The sequence below is a fragment of the Azoarcus sp. KH32C genome (assembly GCF_000349945.1).
In the GTDB taxonomy this organism is placed as follows: domain Bacteria; phylum Pseudomonadota; class Gammaproteobacteria; order Burkholderiales; family Rhodocyclaceae; genus Aromatoleum.
Genome location: NC_020516.1, coordinates 653,427 through 672,368, shown reverse-complemented (window position 1 = coordinate 672,368; position 18,942 = coordinate 653,427). Strand labels below are relative to the sequence as shown.

Sequence of the window (18,942 nt, the reverse complement as noted above, 5' to 3'; positions counted from 1 at the left end):
GGCGGCCTGCGGCGCTTACTGCGGGTCGAAGGTGTAGCCGAAGAGCTGGATGTCGGGCGCGAAGCGCTCGGCGACCAGCTCGGCGAGTTCGTCCGTGTAGTAGCTGCGGTAGTCCTTGCCGCGGTCCTTCGCCTGGCGCTTGTGCGGCAGCTCAGGCGCCTTGACGCCGATGCGCTTGCAGGCTTCCTCGAAGTCGTCGTGAAGACTCTCGTAGCGGCCGATGAAATCCACCAGCACCTTGCCGTGCAGGTCGATCACGTAGTCCGACTGCAGGTCGATGCTGGTGTCGACGTGGTACTGGTAGGGCCGCTCCGGATCGAGCTTCCAGCGGATGAACTCCTCGAAGGTCTCGACATGGCTCATCAGGTGCGGACGTTCGCGCCGAATGTGGTGGAAGGAGCTGACCTGCAGGTCCCACGGGTTGCGCACGAAGACGAACTTGAAGAGCTTCTCGAAGAGTTCCTGCGGCAGCATCTCCTGCGCGGCGACGATCTTCGAGTGACGCGGAAACTTGATCCCGAGCCGGTGCCCGGACAACGCCGACAGGCGCGAGCACAGGAACTGCACCGGATACCAGGGATCACGGAAACGCAGCGGGCTGAGCGCGTCGCGCACCGAGGTGCCGCCGGTCTTGGCGGTGTGCACGAAGAGGAAGTTGTATTTCAGGGACAGCAGCATCTTTAGCCTTTCAAGGGCAATTCATTGTTCGGGGTGACGCCGAGGCGCTCGAGGTAAGCGCCGGCGGCCGCGTCGCGCGTATAGGCGGAGACCGCGGCACGCAGCACCTCCGGCGGCTGGGGGGCGTCGAGCGTCGCGGCCATTGCGGCGGCGAGGCCGTCCGCGTCGCCGACCGGCACCAGCGGCCCCCAGCGTCCGCCGGCGAGAACTTCGCGCGGCCCGCTCGGGCAATCGGTGGAGACGCTCGGCACGCCCAACGCCAGCGCTTCGGTCAGCACATTGGGCGAACCTTCCCACGCGGAACTCAGCACGAAAAGGCGCGCCTTCGTCATCCATGCGTAGGGGTTCGGCGTGAAGCCGGGCATCGCGACGTCGTCGGCGACGCCGAGTTCGGTGGCGAGCTGCTCGAGGCGCTTGCGACCGCGGCCGTCGCCGAGGATCACGAGGCGCGCCGGGCGATTCGCCCGCAGCTTCGCAAAGGCGCGGATCAGCGTCGGAAAATCCTTTTGCTCCGTCAGCCGCCCGGCACCGAGGACCAGGGGCACGCTGCGGTCGGCGATCCAAGGATGCTCGGGCACCTCCTGCGCAAGCGCTGCGAGCCGCGGCGTGACGACCGGATTGCGCACGACAGACAGGCGCTCGCCGTTGAGACCGGTGAGGCGTGCGGCGTCCTCGCGCACGCCGTCGGACACGCAGACGACGTGGTCGACGTGCGGGTAGAAGAGCCGCATCGGCGCCACGCGCAACCAGCGCGCGAGACCGCTGCGCCCTTCGAGCGCCGCCGACAGGTTCGTGCCGAGACGGCCGACGATACGGCAGGGCACGCCGGCAATGGCACGCGCCGCGACGGCCGCACGGATCGCACGATCCTTCGCCGCGAGGAGCGCTGCGGGACGGACCCGGCGCAGATAGCGCGCGAGCGGGCCGATCGCGAGCGCGCTATGGCGCACGCCGAGGTCGATCAGCTGGACGCCCGGCGGCAGCGTGCCGAGGTGGGCGCTGTCGGCGCGGATCGCGAGCAGGTCGACGGCAATGCCGCGTGCGGCAAAGCCTTCAACGAGGTTCAGCACCATGCGCTCGACGCCGCCTTCGCCGGAGAAGGAGATCAGGACCGCGACCCGGCTCATGCGAACTCCCGGAAGCCGAGCGCGGCAAGGTAGGCACGCGCGCTGCCCTCGTCCGTGTAGCCGGCGACAGCGGCCTTGGAGTCGGCACGCGGTGTCGGGTGGTCGAGTTGGGTCGCGAGCGCGGCGGCAAGCGCAGCGTCGTCGCCAACCGGCACCAGCGGTCCGACCCGGCCGCCATCGAGCACTTCGCGCGGGCCGCTCGGGCAGTCGCAGGCGACGCTGGGCGTCCCGAGCGCCAACGCCTCGATCAGCACGACGGGCATGCCTTCCCAGCGCGAAGCGAGCGCGAACACCGCGGCGCGCGCCATCGCCGGATAGGGATTGCCGATGAAACCGGGCAGCGCGACGTCGGCGGCAACGCCGAGTTCAGCCGCGAGTTGCTCGAGCTCGCTGCGCCTCCGTCCCTCGCCGTAGATCAGCAGACGACACGGACGCGTCGCGCGCACGCGTGCGAAGGCGCGCACGAGGCAGGCGAAATCCTTGCGCTCGGAGAGCTCCCCGACGCCAAGGATCACCGGCGCGCCGCCGTCGATCAGCCAGCGATGCTCCGGCGCCTCGTCGGCGAGCGTGTGCAGGCGGGCCGTGATGATCGGGCTCGGCACGACGCTGATCGATTCGCGCGGCAGCTTGGCGTGCTCCGCCAAGTCGTCCGCCGCACCGGCCGAGGGCACGAGGACGGCATCGGCCGCGGGATAGATCCAGCGCATCGACGCGGTCTGCACCGCACGCTCCCACGCGCCGCGGCTCGCGAGATTCACCGACACCGTCGTGCCCAGGCGCACGCCGACGCGCGTCGGCACATGCGCCGCCCAGCGCGCGAAGATCGCCGCGCGATTGACGCGGTCCTTGTCGGAGAGCATCGCCGAGGGCCGTTCGCGGCGCAAATAGCGCACCAGCGCCGGCAGCGCGGAGTTCACGTGACGCGCGCCGAGTGGCACGAGGTGCACGCCCTGCGGCGGCATCTCGAACTTCGGCCCGTGGCCCTCGACGCCGAGGACATCCACTTGCAGCCCCAGCCGCGCGATCGCCGGCACGAGATTGCGCAGCACGCGGTCGACGCCGCTGTGGCCAGAGGTTGCGGCGAACACGGCGAGATCGACGCTCATCGCCGCTCCCACAGGATCTTTTCGAACAGCGCGTGATAGCGCGCCGCGCAGGTTTCCACCGTATATTCGGCGACCGCAGCGCGCCGTTTCTGGGCATCACCCGGGTTGTCAAGCACCTGATTCATTGCGGCAGCGAGTGCGGCGACATCGTCGACCGGCACCAGGGGCGCGACCGTGCCGCCGGCAAGGATCTCGCGCGGGCCCGACGGACAGTCGGTCGCGACGACCGGCGCTCCCAAGCCCAGCGCTTCGGTCAGCGCATTCGGCGAACCTTCCCAGCGCGACGCGAGCACGAAGAGGCCGGCGCGGGCCACAAAACGGTAGGGATTCTGGTCGAAGCCGGGCAGCGCGAAGTCCTCGGCGACGTCAAGCTCGCGCGCGAGGTCCTGGAGTTCCTCACGCAGCCGCCCCTCGCCAAGGATCAGCAGGCGGCAAGCCCGCTGCGCACGGACCTGCGCGAAGGCGCGCAACAGCGTGTCAAAGCCCTTCTGCGTCCGCAGCCCGCCGACTCCGACGATCACCGGCGGCTCGCCGAGCGCGAACCACGGGTGCTCGACCGGCTCCGCCGCCTGCGCGGCAAGGTCAGGCGTGACGACCGGATTGCGGATCAGGTGCATGCGCGCGTCGGGCAGCTCCGCGATCATCTGCACGTCGCGCACCACGCCTTCCGAATTGCCGACGACCGCCGCCGCCGACCCGTAGGTGCTGCGGATCAGGCGAAACGCGCGCCAACGCTTGATGAAGCCGCGACGCGCAACGCGCTCCGACACCGTCGTGCCCGGACGCATCACGAGTTCGAAGGGCACACCCGACAGCCGACGCGCGAGCAGCGCCGCCTGCGCCGCACGGTCCTTGCCACATAGCACGAAGTCCGGCCGCGCCTCGCGCAGGTAGCGGCACATCGCGGGCTGCACCGACAGCCGGCCCGACTTCCCGGTCTCGATCAGGCGCACGCGCGCATCGAGACGGTCGAGATAGGGGACCTTGCGGCTGCGCGTGAGGAAATCGACTTGCACGCCGCGTTCGACGAGCCCGCCCGCGAGGTTGACGAGCATCCGCTCGACGCCGCCATCACCGAAGGACGGCATGAACAGGGCCAGGCGCATCGTTACGAGCGGCCGAAGAAAGCCAGTTGCTGGCGATTGAGTTCGCCGCCGATCGAATCGAACGCCGCGAGCTGCTCTTCGCTCAACTCCCGCTTCCAGCGCTCGTCGAGGCGAATCGCGAGCCCGACCTGGTCGTAATGCTCGCCGTGGCGCGCGCGGGTGATCTCGACCGATTCCGCTGCAGCCGGCGCGTCCGCGACGCCGAATTGCGTGCGGTAACGCGCGATCAGCGAGCGGGTGCCGGTGTTGCCGAAAGTCGTGTGGTGGTCGTGTTCCCAGTAGCGCAGCATCGACGGACGGAAGTCGATCTGCAGCGCCTGGCACACGCCGCGAATGACTTCTTCGGGCTTGGTCGCAAGATCCTCGTAGGAGACCCGGTAGCGGCGGTCGGCCGGGAACTTGTCGTAGTAGGCGTGCAGGCGCTCGGTGATGCGCTTCCAGTGGCGCGCCTCCTGCTCCACGGTGCGATCCGGGTACTTGCGCAGGCGCGAATTCACGACGGCGCGGCCGTCACGGACGATGTAGAGGAGGAAGGGGCTGACGTCTCCCCAGTTCAGGCGCGGGCGTACCTGGCGCGAGATCCAGCTGACGCTCTTGCTGCCGTCGACCAGGATTTCGGCGCCGCTCTTCGTGAAGAGGTGGCGATAGAGGTCGTTTCGCAACAGACTGATCCCGCGCTTGAGCGGCGCGAGCAGGCCGCGCTGCGAGACGTGACGCGCGATGATCGCGCGATCGACCTGACCGTTCCAGAATTCGCAATAGCCTTCGCAGACATGGCAAAGCCGCGGCTCGCCCGGTTCGTCGGCATCGACCGCCTTGTGCAGGTTGTTCAGCTCTCCCAGCGCGCGAACCTTCGGGTGGCCGCCGAGGATCAATTCGAGCAGGGTCGACCCGCTATGGCCGTTGCCCATCACGAATACCACTTTCCTGCGACTCAATGCACACGCTCCTTTAGCTTCCGCGGGGCGGCAGCACTGCGAACACCCCCTGATTTGTCGGGTATTATAATCTGTTTATCTTGCCCCTCAGTTGGCGATGCCCCCCGATCTGATCTACCTGGCCAGAGGCCGGCCGCAACGCCCGCGCGCAAACCTGATCCAAACGCTGCACACCGTCGAGGCGCTCTCCGCGGCCGGAGTGGGAACGCGCCTGTACCTGCCGAGCGTGCCGGGGAGCTTCGATCTGCCAGGTTTTCTCGCCGGCATGGGCATCCGCCATCCGATCGACCTGCGCTGCCGCGCCAGCCTCAACCGTCGCTGGGCCGGCTGGCCTTTCGTGCTGCTGCATCGCAAGGAGCTGCTGGGGGCGAAGGTCGTCTACACACGCGTGCCGGAACTCTCGCAGCTGCTTGCGCGCAACGGGATCCCGCACTTCCTCGAAGTGCACGACACCGAGACGCTGGTCGGCAAGGGACTTGCGCCTGCGCTCCTGAAGGCGGCGCAGTCCGGCGTGTTGCGCGGACTGATCGCGATCAGCGAGGCCGGGCGCGCCGCACTCGTCGATCTCGGCTTTGCGGCCGAGCGCCTTGGCGTACTGCCGAGCGGGGTCGATCTCGGCGCGTTCAGCACGATCCCGATACCGGGCATCGAGGATTTCCGTGCCGCGCGCGCGATCTACGTCGGGCGCATCAGCCGCGACCGCGGTCTCGATCTGCTCGAAGCGGTCGCCGCCGCAGGCCATCCCGTCACGCTCGTCGGGCCGCGTGACGACGAGCCGACCGTCCGCAGCGAAAACCTCAAGATCGAAGGCACGGTGCCGCACGCCCAGGTCCCCGCCTGCCTAGCCCGCGCTGCCGTGGCGCTGATGCCCTACCAGGCGCACCTGCAGCACGCGGCGACGATCAGCCCGATCAAGCTCTTCGAGGCGATGGCAGCCGGACGCCTCGTCGTCGCGTCCGACCTGCCGCCGATCCGTGAGGTCGTGCGCCACGGCGAAAACGGACTGCTCGTCGATCCGGACGACCCGGCCGCATGGATCGCCGCAATGGCCCAGGTCCGAGCAAACCCCGAAGCTGCGCTCGCACTTGCCGAGGCCGGCCGGGCCACCGCACGCGACTATGGCTGGGACACGCGCGCGCAGCGGCTTCTGGCGCTGACCGGATTGCGCGCCGCGTGAAGCTGGTGGCCACGATCAGGGGCGCGGCGGCGCGGCTCGGGGTCCCGGGCCTGTATTTCTTCGCGTTCAGCGCCGTGTGGAAGACCGCGCCCGCCTATGTCGCCGTCGGCTTCGCGCTGTTCCAGGCCTTCGCCGACGGCGCGAGCGTGCGAGAACGCCGCTGGGACACCGTCGAGCGCATCGCCCTCGCGCTCGCCGTCTGGCTCGCGCTACGCGGGCTGCTGCAGACGCTGGGTCTCGGCGATCCCGCGCTCTTCGAACGCGTCACCGTCTTCAACGACTGGATGCTGGTGCTCGCGTTCGCGCCACTCGCGACGCTGCCGGGCACCGATCCCGTCCGCCGCACGGCGATCCTGTGGCTTTGCGCCCTCGCCGGCTGCACCCTCGGCATTGCCGAATTTCTCTTCTCGCGCGGCATCAGCGTGCTGTGGTCCGGCGAACGGCTCGGGTTCCACCTGAACCGGCCGCTTGGCATCGGTCTCTACGCAGGTTGCTTCGTGATCATGCTGGTCGGCCTGTGGCGTTATTGGTGGAACGCCCCGAAATGGCGTTGGCAGCTGCGCATCGGCGCCGTCGCGGCGATCCTCGCCTATCTCGAAGTCCTGGCGACTGCGCAGAACCGCAGCACCTTTCTCGGCCTCGCCGCAGTGGCTGCGCTTACCGCGGCGTACTGGATCAGCTCGATGCTGCGCATCGGCGATCACCGCCTGCTCCGGCGCAGCCTTCCGGCACTCATGCTGGCGCTGGCGATCGGCGCAGCCGTGATCGGACTCAACCACAACATACTCGAAGAGCGCTTGAGCGCCGAACAGGACGTCGTGCAGACAGTCGAGGAAAGCGGGCTGCAGAACGCCCCCGCCTCGTCGATCACCGCACGCCTGCGCATGTGGCAATATGCGCTCGAAGGCATCCGGCGCGCACCGTGGATCGGCCATGGGTTCGGCAACCTGGAACGCGTCATGGAACGCGATCTGGACGTGCACACCGCCTTCCCCGGGCAAAAGGGCTTCGACCACGTCCATAACACCTATCTCCAGACGCTTTGGAGCCAAGGGCTGGTCGGCACGGCACTGTGGGCATTGCTGCTCGCCGCGCTGCTGCGGGACCTCTTGCGCAGCGCCAGGCAAAATGCCCGCGTGCGCGCCGTCGTCCCTGTCGTCCTGGCGACAATCGGCTACACCGCGATCTGGGCCTTCTTCGACTACCGCCTGTCGCACCCCGACATGCAATTCTTCACGATCCTGTCGCTGCTCTCGCTGCGCCTGCTGAGCCAGGCCGGTGCACCAGAGCAGGGCGAGCAGCCCCCTCTTCGACCGCAATGACCCGAACCGAACAACGCCCCTTGCGCATTCTGATCGTCCGTACCTCGGCAATCGGCGACATCGTGTTCGCCTCGCCCTTCCCCTCGGTGCTGCGCAAGGCTTATCCCGACGCGCACATCGCCTGGCTCACCGAACCCGGCCTCGGCGCGCTGGTCGCCGACGATCCGGACGTCGATGCCGTGCTGCCCTGGCCCAAGGCCGAATGGGCGAAGCTGTGGCGCGAGCGGCGCTTCATGGAACTGTGGCGCTCGGTGCGCGAGTTCCGTCGCAGGATGCACGCCGAGCGCTTCGATCTCGCACTCGACATGCAGGGCCTGCTGAAGAGCGGCATCGCGACCTGGCTGTCGGGCGCGAAGCGCCGCATCGGGCTCGGCTCGCGCGAAGGCAGCCGTTTCCTGATGACGGAAGTGGTGCCGAAGGGCGGCATCATCGAGCGCATCAGCTCGGAGTACCGCTTCCTCGCCGAAGAGCTCGGCCTGCCGGCGGGCGACTTCGTGCCCTTCCTGCACGTCAATCCCGCGGCCGAAGAACGCGCGCTCGCGCTGCTCGCGGAGCACGGCCTCCAGCCCGGCCGCTACGCGGTCTTCGCGCCCTTCACCACGCGCCCGCAGAAGCACTGGTTCGAGGACGCATGGCAGGCGCTGGGGCCAAAGGTCGCGACTGAGCTGGGACTCACGCCGGTGATCCTCGGCGGCCCCGGCGACCGCGACGCCGCCGCCCGCATCGCCGCGCCCGGCACCGGCATCCTCAACCTCGCGGGTGCGACCAAGCTCCCCGAGGCGACCGCGATCGTCAAACACGCCGGCCTCGTGATCGGCGTCGACACCGGCCTCACGCACATGGGCATCGCCTTCGCGCGGCCGACGGTGTCGATCTTCGGCTCGACGCGGCCCTACCTCGACACCGGGCGCCGTAACGCTCGCGTGATCTGGCTGGGCCTGTCCTGCTCGCCCTGCAAGCGCAGCCCGACCTGCAACGGCGCCTTCACCTGCCTGCGCGACATCAGCGCCGATCGCGCGCTCGCCGAAGCGCGTCTCGCAATCGCCGCCGGAGCCGGCGCGTGAAGGTCTTGCACGTCGAGGCCGGCAAGCACTTCTATGGCGGCGCGCGCCAAGTCGTGTTCATCCTCGAAGGCTTGCGCGCGCGCGGCGTCGACAACGTCCTCGCCTGCCCGGCCGGCAGCGACATCGCGACGGCTGCCGCACCCTTCGCGACCGTCGTGCCAATGGCGATGGGCGGCGACGCCGACCTCGGCCTCGCAGGCCGCCTCGCCGCGCAGATCCGCGCGCATAAGCCCGACGTCGTGCATCTGCACAGCCGCCGGGGCGCGGACCTGTGGGGCGGCATTGCGGCACGGATGACCGGCGTACCCTGCGTGCTGTCGCGCCGCGTCGACAACCCCGAGCCGCGCTGGCTCGTCGCGCTCAAGTACCGGCTCTACGATCATGTGATCACGATCTCGGAAGGTATCCGCGAGGTGCTCCTCGCCGAAGGACTCGCGCCCGAGAAGGTCACCTGCGTGCGCAGCGCGCTCGACGCAACGCCCTGGCTAGCCCCGGTCGACCGCGCCGCCTTCTGCCGCGAATTCGACCTGCCGGCGGACACGCTGACGATCGCGATGGCGGCGCAGCTAATCCCGCGCAAGGGTCACCGCTATCTGCTCGAAGCATTGCCGCCGCTGCTCGCCGAGTTTCCGACGCTGCACGCCGTGCTCTTCGGCAAGGGGCCGCTCGAAGCCGAGTTGCGCGCCGAGATCGCCTCCCGCGGCCTCGCCGATCGCGTGCGCCTCGCAGGCTTCCGCAACGACCTGCCGCGCTGGCTCGGCGGTGCCGACATCCTCGCCCACCCGGCCGACATGGAAGGACTGGGGATCGCGCTGCTGCAGGCGTCCGCCGCTGGCGTGCCGATTGTCACGAGCCGCGCGGGCGGACTGCCCGAAGCGGTCGCCGACGGCGTCACCGGCCTGCTGATCCCGCCCGGGGACGTCGCCGCGCTCGGCGGCGCGCTGCGGCAATTGCTCGCCGATCCCGCACTGCGGCGCCGGCTCGGCGAAGCCGGCCGCGCCCGCATTCTCGCGGAGTTTTCCATCGACGCGATGGTTGAGGGCAACCTCGCCGTCTACCAGCAAGTTCTCGGGAACCGAACCCCATGACGATTCCGTCGCTCCACATCATCGGCAGCCGCGAAATGGGCGGCGCCGAACGCTGGTTCGTGCGCTTCCTGCGCGCCATGCAGCGCGCCGGCTTGCCGGTGCAGGCGCTCGTGCGTAGCGGCGGCGACCTCGCCACGCACCACCTCGCCGGCATCCCGACGCACGAGTTGCCGATGCGCACCGTCTGGGACCCGCTCTCGCGCTGGCAGGTCAGCGCCTACGCGCGCGCGAGCCGCATGCCGATCGTGCAGACCTACATGGGCCGCGCCTCGCGCCTGACCCACCTCAAGCCCGGCCGCGGCCAGATCCACGTCGCGCGCCTCGGCGGCTACTACGCGCTGCACCCCTTCCGCCACGCCCACGCCTGGATCGGCAACACCAAGGGCCTGTGCGACTGGATGATCCAGCACGGCCTGCCCGCAGAGCGCGTCCATCACATCACGAATTTTGCGGACGCGCCCATTCCCGTCGACGCCGAAAAGGTCGCGGCATTGCGCACGCAGATTGGCGCACGCGACGACGACTGGCTGCTGCTGCATCCGGGGCGCTTCGTGAAGGTCAAGGGCCACGCAACGCTGCTCGCGGCCTTCGCGCGTCTCCCCGCGGAGATCGCCGACCGCCGCCCGCGCCTGATCCTGATGGGCGACGGCCCGCTGCGCGAGGCCCTCGAAACGCAGGCGCGCGAACTCGGCATCATGGACCGCATCGTCTGGGCCGGCTGGCAGCACGAGCCGGCCCAGTGGTTCCACCTCGCGGACGCGGTCGTCTTCCCGTCGCGCGACGAGGAGACGCTCGGCAACGTGGTGCTCGAAGCCTGGGCCTACCGCAAGCCGCTCGTCGCCACCGCCTTTCGCGGCGCGCGCGAGATCGCCCGTCACGGCGAGGACAGCTGGATCGTCCCCTGCGACGACCCGGAAGCACTCGCCGCCGGCATCGAGAGCCTGCTCAGCGACGCCGCCGTGCGAACCGCCTTCGTCGCGCAGGGCGTGCGCCGCGTCACCGACGACTTCGGCGAGGCGGCGATCCTCGCGCGCTACCAGGAACTCTACACGCGGCTCGTCGGTCGCTGAAACGGACGCACGCCGCTCCGTGCGAGAATGCGAACCTGACCACCGCCCGTCACCGCCATGAGCCACGGCATCAACATCCTGATGTACCACCAGATCGGCGACTTCGCGCCGATGAAGGCCCACCGCTCGACCTATTGCCGCGTCGACCGCTTCGCCGCGCAGATGGCCTGGCTGCACCGCTTCGGCTACCGGGTGCTGTCGATGGACGAGGTGCTGGCCTGCGTGAAGGGCGAGATGGCGATCCCCGAACGTGCCGTAGCGCTCACCTTCGACGACGGCTACGAGAACTTCTACGAACACGCGTGGCCGATCCTGCAGCGCTACAAGTTTCCGGCGATGGTCTATCTGATCACCGGGCTGATCGGCAAGCCGTCGGAATGGTTCGCACGCGACGGCCGCGACACCCCGCCCTTGATGAACGCCGAGCGCATCCGCCAGCTGCGCCGTGAAGGCTGCGACTTCGGCGGCCATTCGGTGAATCACGTGAAGCTCGCCGAGCAGGACACCGCGACCATCCGGCGCGAAGTCACGGACTGCAAATCGATGCTCGAAGACCTGCTGGGCGAATCCGTGCCGCACTTCTGCTACCCCTACGGCAGCCACGACATCCGCGCCGTCGAAGCCGTCGCCGAAGCGGGCTACACCTGCGCGACGACCTGCCTGCGCGCGCCGGCGACCTCGGCCGACGACCCGCTGACCCTGCCGCGCAAGGCCGTGTCCTACGGCGACACGCTGGTCGGCGTGCTGTGGAAGATGCACCTCAAGAACACGCCGAAGCACCCGCCGATCCGGCGCGCGGAGTTCGCGCTCTCCGCCTGAAGTCTCAGCCCTTCTCGACCAGCACATCCTCCATCACGAGGTAGCGCAGGTCGCAGCCGAAGAACATGTCGAGCGCATCCTGCGGCGAACACACGATCGGCTCGCCCCGGCGGTTGAGCGACGTATTCAGCACGACGCCGTTGCCGGTGAGCTTTTCGAGCTCTTCGATCAGCGCGTAGTACCGCGGATGCAGCTCGCGCCGCACGACCTGCGCGCGCGCCGTGCCGTCCTCGTGCACGACTTCCGGCACGCGCGACTTCCACGAATCGGCGACGTCGAAGGTCAGCGTCATGAAGGGCGCCAGATGCACGCCCGCGAGCATCTGCGGCGCGACGCGATCCAGCATCGCCGGCCCGAAGGGCCGCCAGCGTTCGCGGAACTTGATCTGCTCGTTGATGCGGTCAGCCACCCCGGCAACGCTCGGACAACCGAGGATCGAGCGCGCCCCCAGCGCCCGCGGCCCGAACTCCATGCGCCCCTGGAACCACGCCACCGGATGCCCGTCGGCGAGCAGCCGCGCGACGCGACCAGGAACGTCGTCGAGCATCTGCCATCGTGGCCGCGCCGGGTGAGCGATGCACGCCGCGATCACATCCCCGTTCGTATGGCGCGGCCCGAGATAGACATGCTCCATGCGTTCGACCGCGACGGCGCGCTTTGCCGACACCGCCGCCGCAGCCCCGAGCGCCGCCCCGGCATCGCCCGCCGCCGGTTGCACGAAAAGCTCTCGGACGTCCCCCCGCGCGACGACGCGCTGGTTCAGTTTGACGTTGAGCGCCCCCGCCCCCGCGAACGCGATCCGCCCCGTCTCACGCAGGATGTCGCCGAGGTCGTGGTCGATCATCCGCAGCACGAGCACCTCGAAAAGCGCTTGCGTGGCCGCCGCGTAATGCACGTAGGGCTCGTCGGCCGCATCGCCGCGCCGCGGCGGTCCGAGCCAGTCGACGAGCCGGCGCGAAAACGGGTAACTTCGCCCGTCTTCCACATAGCGCTCGCTATCGGCGACATTCACATACGAGGTGTCGACGACCAACTCGCCGCCCTCGAAGCGCGCCAGCCGCGACAGGTCGCAGCGGCGCGGATCGCCGTAGGGCGCCATCCCCATCAGTTTGTACTCGCCGTCGCCCATCTCGAAGCCGAGATACTCAGTCAGGGCGCCGTACAGCGCCCACAGCGAATGCGGATAGGGGGATTCGCGAAGGCGATGGATGCGTCCGCCTTCGCCGTATCCGACGAAACTGCCGGACTCCGTCAGACCCAGGATCGCCGTGCGTTCGGTGAAGCCCGAGCAGTGATAGGCACTCGCGGCGTGCGAATCGAGATAGCTGACGGATTCGATCGGCGTGCGCGCAACATCGAAGCCCAGGTCGCCGAGAAACGCCTCGACCCGCGCCCGATCCTCGACCGACTCGCCATGAGACGCCAACGCGACCGCGACGACATCGACCTCGTCCGGCGCGATTCCTGCCGACGCGAGGCAGAAACGCGCCGCCTCGCGCGGCATTCGCCCACGCGCATGGCGCTCGCGCAGGAAACGCTCCTCCTCCGCTGCCGCGACGAGCCGGCCGTCGACATACAAGGCCGCCGCCGGATCGCAGGTCCGGCTACCGGAAAGGCCGAGAACGGTGAACGCCAAGGGAAAGTCTCAGGCGGTGATATTGACCCGCCGATCGCCGCGTCAATGCCGATCCTCAGTGCGCCTCATCCCAGTTGTCCCCCGCCCCGACCTCGACGAGTAGCGGCACCGCGAGATCCGCCACACCGCCCATGTGTACCGGGAGCTCCTGCCGCATCAGATCGAGTTCGTCGCGCGGCACTTCCAGCACCAGTTCGTCGTGGACCTGCAGGATCAGCCGCGACTTGAGCCCCGACGAGCCGAGCCAGCCATGCACCGCGATCATCGCCTTCTTGATCAGGTCCGCTGCCGTGCCCTGCATCGGCGCGTTGATCGCCGCGCGCTCGGCTCCCTGGCGACGCCCCACCTGCTGCGCGCGGATGTCCGGCAGATAGAGCCGCCGCCCGAACACCGTCTCGACGTAGCCCTTCGCCTTCGCCTCGCCCTTGATGCGCTCCATGTAGTCGGCGACACCCGGATAGCGCGCGAAATAGCGGTCGATCCAGCCCTGCGCCGCCGAACGGTCGATGCCCAAATTCTTCGCGAGGCCGTGCGCGCTCATGCCGTAGATGAGGCCGAAGTTGATCACCTTCGAATAGCGACGCTGCTCGCTCGTGACTTCCGCCGGCGCGACGCCGAACACTTCGGAGGCGGTCGCGCGGTGCACGTCCTCGCCCTGCGCGAAGGCCTCCAGCAGACGCGCGTCGCCCGACAGGTGCGCCATGATGCGCAGCTCGATCTGCGAATAGTCCGCCGACACGATCACGTGGTCGCGCGGCGCGATGAAGGCGGCGCGGATGCGACGCCCTTCGGCGGTGCGAATCGGGATGTTCTGCAGATTCGGCTCAGAGCTCGCGAGCCGCCCGGTGACCGCAACCGCCTGCGAGAAGCTCGTATGCACGCGTCCGGTCTTCGGATTGACCATGCGCGGCAGCTTGTCCGCGTAGGTGCTCTTCAGCTTCGCGAAGCCGCGGTGGTCGAGCAGCAGCTTCGGCAGCGGGAAGTCTTCCGCGAGCTGCTGCAGCACTTCCTCGTCGGTCGAAGGCTGGCCGGTGGCGGTCTTCTTGACGACCGGCAGGCCGAGCTTGCCGAATAGGATCTCGCCCAGCTGCTTCGGCGACGCGAGGTTGAACGGTTGACCGGCGAGATTGTGCGCCTCGCGTTCCAGGTCCATCATCCGGCGCCCCAGCTCCTCGCTCTGCTGCGCGAGCAGGAAGGCGTCGATCAGCACGCCGGTGCGCTCCATGTCGAAGAGCACCTGCATCGCTGGCATCTCGATGTCGCGATAGAGCGCCGCGAGCGCCGGTTCGGCCTCGAGCTCCGACCACATCTTGCGATGCAGGCGCAGCGTCACGTCGGCGTCCTCGGCCGCGTATTCGGTCGCGCGTTCGAGTTGCACCTGGTCGAAGCCGATCTGCTTCGCCCCCTTGCCGCACACGTCCGAATACGGGATCGTCGTGATGCCCAGGTGCCGCTTCGCGAGCGAATCCATGTCGTGCGGCTTGTCGCTCTCGATCACGTAGGACTCGAGCAGCGTGTCGTGCGCGATGCCGGCGAGGCGGATGCCGTGGTTGGCGAGCACATGCGCGTCGTACTTGATGTTCTGGCCGAGCTTCGCGTGCGCGTCCGATTCGAGCCAGGGCTTCAGTCGCGCGAGCACCTCGGCGAGCGGCAGCTGCCGAGGCAGGTCGGGGCCGCGATGGGACAGCGGTAGATAGGCCCCCTCACCCTCCACGGTCGCGAAGGACATGCCGACCAGCTGCGCCGCCATCGGATCGAGGCTCGTCGTCTCGGTGTCGAAGGCGACGAGTTCGGCCGCCTCGAGCTTCTTGGCCCAAGCCTCGAACGTCTCCCAGTCACCGATGCAGACATAGCCCTGACGATGTGCGCCCGGCGCCGGAGGATCCTCCGCGGCCGCGGCGACGGCACCCGGAGCGGCACCCGCACCAGCAGCGGCTGCGGCCGCCGCACCGTCGAGGCTCTGCAGCCAGCCCCGGAACTCGAAGCGCTCGTACAACGCGCGCAGCGCCGCCTTGTCGTCCTCGCGCGCCGGCAGGTCTTCCAGCGCGACCGGCAGCGCGATGTCGGTCGCGACCGTCACGAGCTTGCGCCCGAGCGGCAGGAATTCGAGGTGCTTCCTCAGGTTCTCGCCGACCTTGCCGCCGACCTTGTCGGCGTTCGCGACGAGGTTGTCCAAGGTGCCGTACTCGGTGAGCCACTTCACTGCCGTCTTCGGCCCGCATTTTTCCACGCCCGGCACGTTGTCCACGGTATCGCCGACGAGTGCCAGGTAATCGACGATGCGCTCGGGCGTCACGCCGAACTTCTCGGCGACGCCGGCCTCGTCGAGCACCTCCTCGCTCATCGTGTTCACCCACTTCACGCCGGGGCGCACGAGCTGCGTCAGATCCTTGTCGCCGGTCGAGATCACGACCTCCCAGCCGCGCTCCAGCGCCTGGCGCGTCAGCGTGCCGATCACGTCGTCCGCTTCGACGCCGTCGACGCACAGCAGCGGCCAGCCTTCGGCCTTCACCGCCTCATGCAGCGGCTCGATCTGCAAGCGCAGGTCGTCCGGCATCGGAGGGCGGTGCGACTTGTACTCCGGATACCAGTCGTCGCGGAAAGTCTTGCCCTTGGCGTCGAAGACACACGCGCGGAATTCTGCCTTGTAGTCGGCTTCCAGCCGACGTAGCATCGACAACACGCCCCGGATCGCCCCGGTCGGCTCCCCCTTCGAGTTGCGCAGATCCGGCAACGCGTGAAATGCGCGATACAGATAGCTGGAACCATCGACGAGCAACAGGACAGGCATCAAAAAAAATCCTTGCGCGAAACCGGGCCGCACAGGCCGGGCCTCGAATGAATACCGGCGCAGAAGCCGGAAAACGACACGACGAGAACAAAATGACTGCGAAAGACAAAATCCCGCACAGCGCCCCAAGCAGTACCGCGCCGCGCTTCAACGCGCGCGAGTCCTGGCGGATCTTCGGAATTATGGCAGAGTTCGTCGAGGCGACCGAACGGCTGAACTCGATCCGGCCCGCGGTGTCGATCTTCGGCAGCGCGCGCATCCCGCCAGACCACATGTACTACATCCTCACCGAAAAGATCAGCCGCCTGCTGTCGGATGCCGGCTTCGCGGTGATCTCGGGCGGCGGACCGGGCATCATGGAAGCAGCCAACAAGGGCGCCTATTTCGGCAAGAGCCCCTCGATCGGCCTCAACATCCAGCTGCCGATGGAGCAGAGCTCGAACCCCTACCAGGACATCTCGCAGACCTTCCAGCATTTCTTCGCGCGCAAATTCATGTTCGTACGCTTCGCCTCGGCCTACGTCGTGCTGCCCGGCGGCTTCGGCACGCTCGACGAGTTGATGGAGGCGCTGACGCTGATCCAGACCGGCAAGAGCCGCAAGATCCCGATCATCCTCGTGCACGAGCCCTTCTGGAAAGGCATGATCGACTGGTTCCGCGACCGGCTGGTGGCAGAACGCATGATCAACCCCGATGACCTCGACCTGATCCAGGTTATCGACAAACCCGAGGACGTCGTCGAGGCGATCTTCAAGCACTACGAACACCGCGGCTTCCTGCCGCTGCCCGAGGAACACGAATTGCTGCTCAACCTTTGATGCGAGTTTGATCTTAATGACGGGCGAGCAACGCGGGTCCCTGCTAAAATCCGCGCCAAACAAGGAGAACACCATGCGCCGCAAGCTGATCGCGCTGCTGATGGTGGTGGCGGCAACCCCGCTTGCCGCCCAGCAGCCGCCGAAACTCGAACCGCTGCCCGAACCGCCCCCGATGCCTTCCGACCAAACGCCGGAACCGCAAGTCACGATTATCAAGCGCGGACAAGACACCGTGCAGGAATACCGGATCTCGGGAAAGCTCTACATGATCAAGGTCACGCCCCCGCACGGCGTGCCCTACTACCTGATCGACCAGGAAGGCAACGGCGTCATGACCCGCCAGGACGTGATGCCGACGCTGGCCGTGCCGCTCTGGGTGCTCAAGTCCTGGTAACTCCCGCCCCGCTTCCGGGCTCCTGAACCTGCCGTTTCACCCTGCCATGTCCGTCTTCACCCCGGTTGCCCACGAATCGCTCGCCCACTGGCTCGGCCACTACGCCATCGGCCGCTTGGTCGAGCTGCAGGGCATTTCCGCGGGCGTCCAGAACAGCAATTTCTTCGTCACGACCACGCTCGGCCGCTACGTCCTGACGCTGTTCGAAGGGATCCCGCGCGCCGAGCTGCCCTATTACCTGCACCTGATGGCGCACCTCGCGCGCCACGGCCTGCCCGTGCCCGGCCCGATCGCCGACCGCGACAACGAATACCTCGGCACGCTCAGCGACAAGCCGGCCGCGCTCGTGATGCGCCTGTCGGGACGTTCCGAGATGGCCCCGACCGCGACGCATTGCGCGCGCGTCGGCGCGATGCTCGCCGGCCTGCACCTCGCGGGCCTGTCCTACGGTCGCCGCCAGGACAACCCGCGCGGCGCCGCGTGGCGGCACGCGACCGCCGGGCGCGTGCGTCCCTTCCTGCCGGTCGAAGAACGCACGCTGCTCGACGCCGAACTCGCCTTCCAGGCCGGCAACGACTACTCGCGCCTGCCGCAGGGCGTGATCCACGCCGACCTCTTCCGCGACAACGTGCTGTGGGACGGCGACTACATCGGCGGCGTGATCGACTTCTACTTCGCCGGCCACGACGCGCTGCTCTTCGACGTCGCCGTCACCGTCAACGACTGGTGCACGACGCCCGACGGCGAGCTCGATCCCGAGCGCACCCAGGCGCTGCTCGACGCCTATCACTCCGAACGCCCCTTCGATGATGCCGAACGCGCGAACTGGTCCGCAATGCTGCGCGCCGCCGCGCTGCGTTTCTGGCTGTCGCGCGCCGAAGACTTCCATCTGCCCAAGCCGGGCGAGATGGTGCTCGTGAAGCCCCCCGCCGAATACCGAGACATCCTGCGCCTGCGCATTGCCCAGCCGCACTCGCTGCCCGTCTGACCCATGACCGAAACATCCAACGCCTCCGCCAACAACCATCGCCGCCGGCATCCCCTGCCCCACGCCGGCCACGTCACGCCCGCCCAGACCCTGCAATGGCTCGCCGCGGGCTGGAAGACCTTCACCGCCAGCCCCGGCACCTGGATCATCCAGACCCTGATCCTGATCGTCGTGCTGAGCGCGGTGGGCATCGTGCCCTTGCTCGGCTGGGCACTGGCGCCGCTGGTGCTGCCGGTGCTCGCGGCCGGCATGCTCGCCGGCGCGCACGCGCTCGACCAGGGCGAACCGCTGCGCATCGACCACCTTTTCGACGGCGTGCGTCGCCACGCCGGCAACCTGCTGATGATCGGCGGCTTCCACTTGCTCGGCGCATTGCTCGCCGCGCTGATCGCGGCCGCCGTCGGCAGCAGCGCCGCGCTCACCGGCATGCTCGTCGGCGCCTTCGCGGGCGTGGGTCTCGCCGCGGGCGGCGTGATGCTCGCGGTGGCCGTATTCACCGTGCTGTGGGTGCTGCTGCTGATGGCGCTGTGGTTCGCGCCGGCGCTGGTGATGCTGCAGAACGTCTCGCCGCTCGACGCGATGAAGCTCTCGGCCCAGGCCTGTCTGTCGAACTTCGTCAGCTTCCTCGTGCTCGGCCTGACGCTCTACATCGTCACCTGGCTCGCGATGCTGCCCGCCGGGCTCGGTATCCTCGTGCTCGTGCCGGTGCTGGCCGGCGCGCTGCATGCGGCTTGGAAGGACACCTTTGGCGAGTCGCGCCCGGCGCTGCTCGCGCCCGCCGCCGACTCCCGATCCACCCCCGACAACGCGGCGTGACGGC

The 18,942-nt window shown here is 68.5% G+C and carries 17 protein-coding genes; 10 read left to right on the top strand and 7 right to left on the bottom strand.

The features are described from left to right. Positions 1–15: 15 nt before the first annotated feature. Genes AZKH_RS02970 through AZKH_RS02950 form a run of 5 tightly spaced genes read right to left on the bottom strand, consistent with a single transcriptional unit; the run spans position 16 to position 4,955 of the window. The gene (locus AZKH_RS02970; protein ID WP_015434256.1) at positions 16–678 is read right to left on the bottom strand and encodes a sulfotransferase family 2 domain-containing protein; all 663 of its coding nucleotides are present in this window, start codon (positions 676–678) and stop codon (positions 16–18) included. Between the two features lie 2 nt (positions 679–680). After that, positions 681–1,805 (bottom strand): glycosyltransferase, encoded by a 1,125-nt coding sequence (locus AZKH_RS02965; RefSeq protein ID WP_015434255.1) that lies wholly within the window; start codon positions 1,803–1,805, stop codon positions 681–683. Continuing rightward, positions 1,802–2,911, bottom strand: a complete 1,110-nt coding sequence (locus tag AZKH_RS02960; RefSeq protein WP_015434254.1) for a glycosyltransferase — start codon at positions 2,909–2,911, stop codon at positions 1,802–1,804. Before AZKH_RS02960 ends, AZKH_RS02965 begins: the two co-directional genes overlap by 4 nt. Continuing rightward, positions 2,908–4,017 carry a glycosyltransferase gene (locus AZKH_RS02955; protein WP_015434253.1) on the bottom strand — a complete coding sequence of 370 codons (1,110 nt, stop codon included), beginning with the start codon at positions 4,015–4,017 and terminating at the stop codon, positions 2,908–2,910. Before AZKH_RS02955 ends, AZKH_RS02960 begins: the two co-directional genes overlap by 4 nt. A gap of 2 nt (positions 4,018–4,019) precedes the next feature. Further along, on the bottom strand, positions 4,020–4,955 hold the full coding sequence (locus AZKH_RS02950; RefSeq protein ID WP_156822030.1) for a sulfotransferase: 936 nt from the start codon (positions 4,953–4,955) through the stop codon (positions 4,020–4,022). 97 nt (positions 4,956–5,052) lie between these two features. Here AZKH_RS02950 and AZKH_RS02945 point away from each other — a divergent pair, with 97 nt between their 5' ends. Genes AZKH_RS02945 through AZKH_RS02920 form a run of 6 tightly spaced genes read left to right on the top strand, consistent with a single transcriptional unit; the run spans position 5,053 to position 11,495 of the window. Continuing rightward, positions 5,053–6,132 carry a glycosyltransferase family 4 protein gene (locus AZKH_RS02945; RefSeq protein WP_015434251.1) on the top strand — a complete coding sequence of 360 codons (1,080 nt, stop codon included), beginning with the start codon at positions 5,053–5,055 and terminating at the stop codon, positions 6,130–6,132. Continuing rightward, positions 6,129–7,454: an O-antigen ligase gene (locus AZKH_RS02940; protein WP_015434250.1), complete on the top strand. Its 1,326-nt coding sequence runs from the start codon at positions 6,129–6,131 to the stop codon at positions 7,452–7,454. Before AZKH_RS02945 ends, AZKH_RS02940 begins: the two co-directional genes overlap by 4 nt. After that, positions 7,451–8,518, top strand: a complete 1,068-nt coding sequence (locus tag AZKH_RS02935; protein ID WP_015434249.1) for a glycosyltransferase family 9 protein — start codon at positions 7,451–7,453, stop codon at positions 8,516–8,518. Before AZKH_RS02940 ends, AZKH_RS02935 begins: the two co-directional genes overlap by 4 nt. Then, positions 8,515–9,606 carry a glycosyltransferase gene (locus AZKH_RS02930; protein ID WP_015434248.1) on the top strand — a complete coding sequence of 364 codons (1,092 nt, stop codon included), beginning with the start codon at positions 8,515–8,517 and terminating at the stop codon, positions 9,604–9,606. The genes AZKH_RS02935 and AZKH_RS02930 overlap by 4 nt, the downstream gene beginning before the upstream one ends. Continuing rightward, on the top strand, positions 9,603–10,676 hold the full coding sequence (locus AZKH_RS02925; protein ID WP_015434247.1) for a glycosyltransferase: 1,074 nt from the start codon (positions 9,603–9,605) through the stop codon (positions 10,674–10,676). The genes AZKH_RS02930 and AZKH_RS02925 overlap by 4 nt, the downstream gene beginning before the upstream one ends. Before the next feature lie 57 nt (positions 10,677–10,733). After that, on the top strand, positions 10,734–11,495 hold the full coding sequence (locus AZKH_RS02920; RefSeq protein ID WP_015434246.1) for a polysaccharide deacetylase family protein: 762 nt from the start codon (positions 10,734–10,736) through the stop codon (positions 11,493–11,495). A 4-nt stretch (positions 11,496–11,499) separates the two neighbouring features. Here the strand turns inward: AZKH_RS02920 and AZKH_RS02915 are convergent, their stop codons facing one another. Both AZKH_RS02915 and polA read right to left on the bottom strand, forming a co-directional pair. Next, positions 11,500–13,131: a carbamoyltransferase C-terminal domain-containing protein gene (locus AZKH_RS02915; RefSeq protein ID WP_015434245.1), complete on the bottom strand. Its 1,632-nt coding sequence runs from the start codon at positions 13,129–13,131 to the stop codon at positions 11,500–11,502. A 55-nt stretch (positions 13,132–13,186) separates the two neighbouring features. Continuing rightward, positions 13,187–15,922 (bottom strand): DNA polymerase I, encoded by a 2,736-nt coding sequence (gene polA / locus AZKH_RS02910; protein WP_015434244.1) that lies wholly within the window; start codon positions 15,920–15,922, stop codon positions 13,187–13,189. 92 nt (positions 15,923–16,014) lie between these two features. On the opposite strand from polA, the gene AZKH_RS02905 reads away from it, so the two are divergent. From AZKH_RS02905 to AZKH_RS02890, 4 genes are all read left to right on the top strand, one after another. Then, a complete protein-coding gene (locus tag AZKH_RS02905; RefSeq protein ID WP_041655841.1) occupies positions 16,015–16,740 on the top strand; it encodes a TIGR00730 family Rossman fold protein in 726 nt (241 codons plus the stop codon). 73 nt (positions 16,741–16,813) lie between these two features. Then, the gene (locus AZKH_RS02900; protein ID WP_041655840.1) at positions 16,814–17,134 is read left to right on the top strand and encodes a DUF2782 domain-containing protein; all 321 of its coding nucleotides are present in this window, start codon (positions 16,814–16,816) and stop codon (positions 17,132–17,134) included. 46 nt (positions 17,135–17,180) lie between these two features. Continuing rightward, positions 17,181–18,122, top strand: a complete 942-nt coding sequence (locus tag AZKH_RS02895) for a homoserine kinase (protein WP_015434241.1) — start codon at positions 17,181–17,183, stop codon at positions 18,120–18,122. Between the two features lie 3 nt (positions 18,123–18,125). Continuing rightward, entirely contained in the window at positions 18,126–18,938 is an 813-nt protein-coding gene (locus AZKH_RS02890) for a BPSS1780 family membrane protein (RefSeq protein WP_015434240.1), read from the top strand. Positions 18,939–18,942: the final 4 nt, after the last annotated feature.

Excerpts from the sequence above, each read along its gene's own strand:
- AZKH_RS02970 (WP_015434256.1), bottom strand. The coding sequence starts at position 678 with ATGCTGCTGTCCCTGAAATACAACTTCCTCTTCGTGCACACCGCCAAG.
- AZKH_RS02965 (WP_015434255.1), bottom strand. The coding sequence starts at position 1,805 with ATGAGCCGGGTCGCGGTCCTGATCTCCTTCTCCGGCGAAGGCGGCGTC.
- AZKH_RS02960 (WP_015434254.1), bottom strand. The coding sequence starts at position 2,911 with ATGAGCGTCGATCTCGCCGTGTTCGCCGCAACCTCTGGCCACAGCGGC.
- AZKH_RS02955 (WP_015434253.1), bottom strand. The coding sequence starts at position 4,017 with ATGCGCCTGGCCCTGTTCATGCCGTCCTTCGGTGATGGCGGCGTCGAG.
- AZKH_RS02945 (WP_015434251.1), top strand. The coding sequence starts at position 5,053 with ATGCCCCCCGATCTGATCTACCTGGCCAGAGGCCGGCCGCAACGCCCG.
- AZKH_RS02935 (WP_015434249.1), top strand. The coding sequence starts at position 7,451 with ATGACCCGAACCGAACAACGCCCCTTGCGCATTCTGATCGTCCGTACC.
- AZKH_RS02925 (WP_015434247.1), top strand. The coding sequence starts at position 9,603 with ATGACGATTCCGTCGCTCCACATCATCGGCAGCCGCGAAATGGGCGGC.
- AZKH_RS02920 (WP_015434246.1), top strand. The coding sequence starts at position 10,734 with ATGAGCCACGGCATCAACATCCTGATGTACCACCAGATCGGCGACTTC.
- polA (WP_015434244.1), bottom strand. The coding sequence starts at position 15,922 with ATGCCTGTCCTGTTGCTCGTCGATGGTTCCAGCTATCTGTATCGCGCA.
- AZKH_RS02905 (WP_041655841.1), top strand. The coding sequence starts at position 16,015 with ATGACTGCGAAAGACAAAATCCCGCACAGCGCCCCAAGCAGTACCGCG.
- AZKH_RS02900 (WP_041655840.1), top strand. The coding sequence starts at position 16,814 with ATGCGCCGCAAGCTGATCGCGCTGCTGATGGTGGTGGCGGCAACCCCG.
- AZKH_RS02895 (WP_015434241.1), top strand. The coding sequence starts at position 17,181 with ATGTCCGTCTTCACCCCGGTTGCCCACGAATCGCTCGCCCACTGGCTC.
- AZKH_RS02890 (WP_015434240.1), top strand. The coding sequence starts at position 18,126 with ATGACCGAAACATCCAACGCCTCCGCCAACAACCATCGCCGCCGGCAT.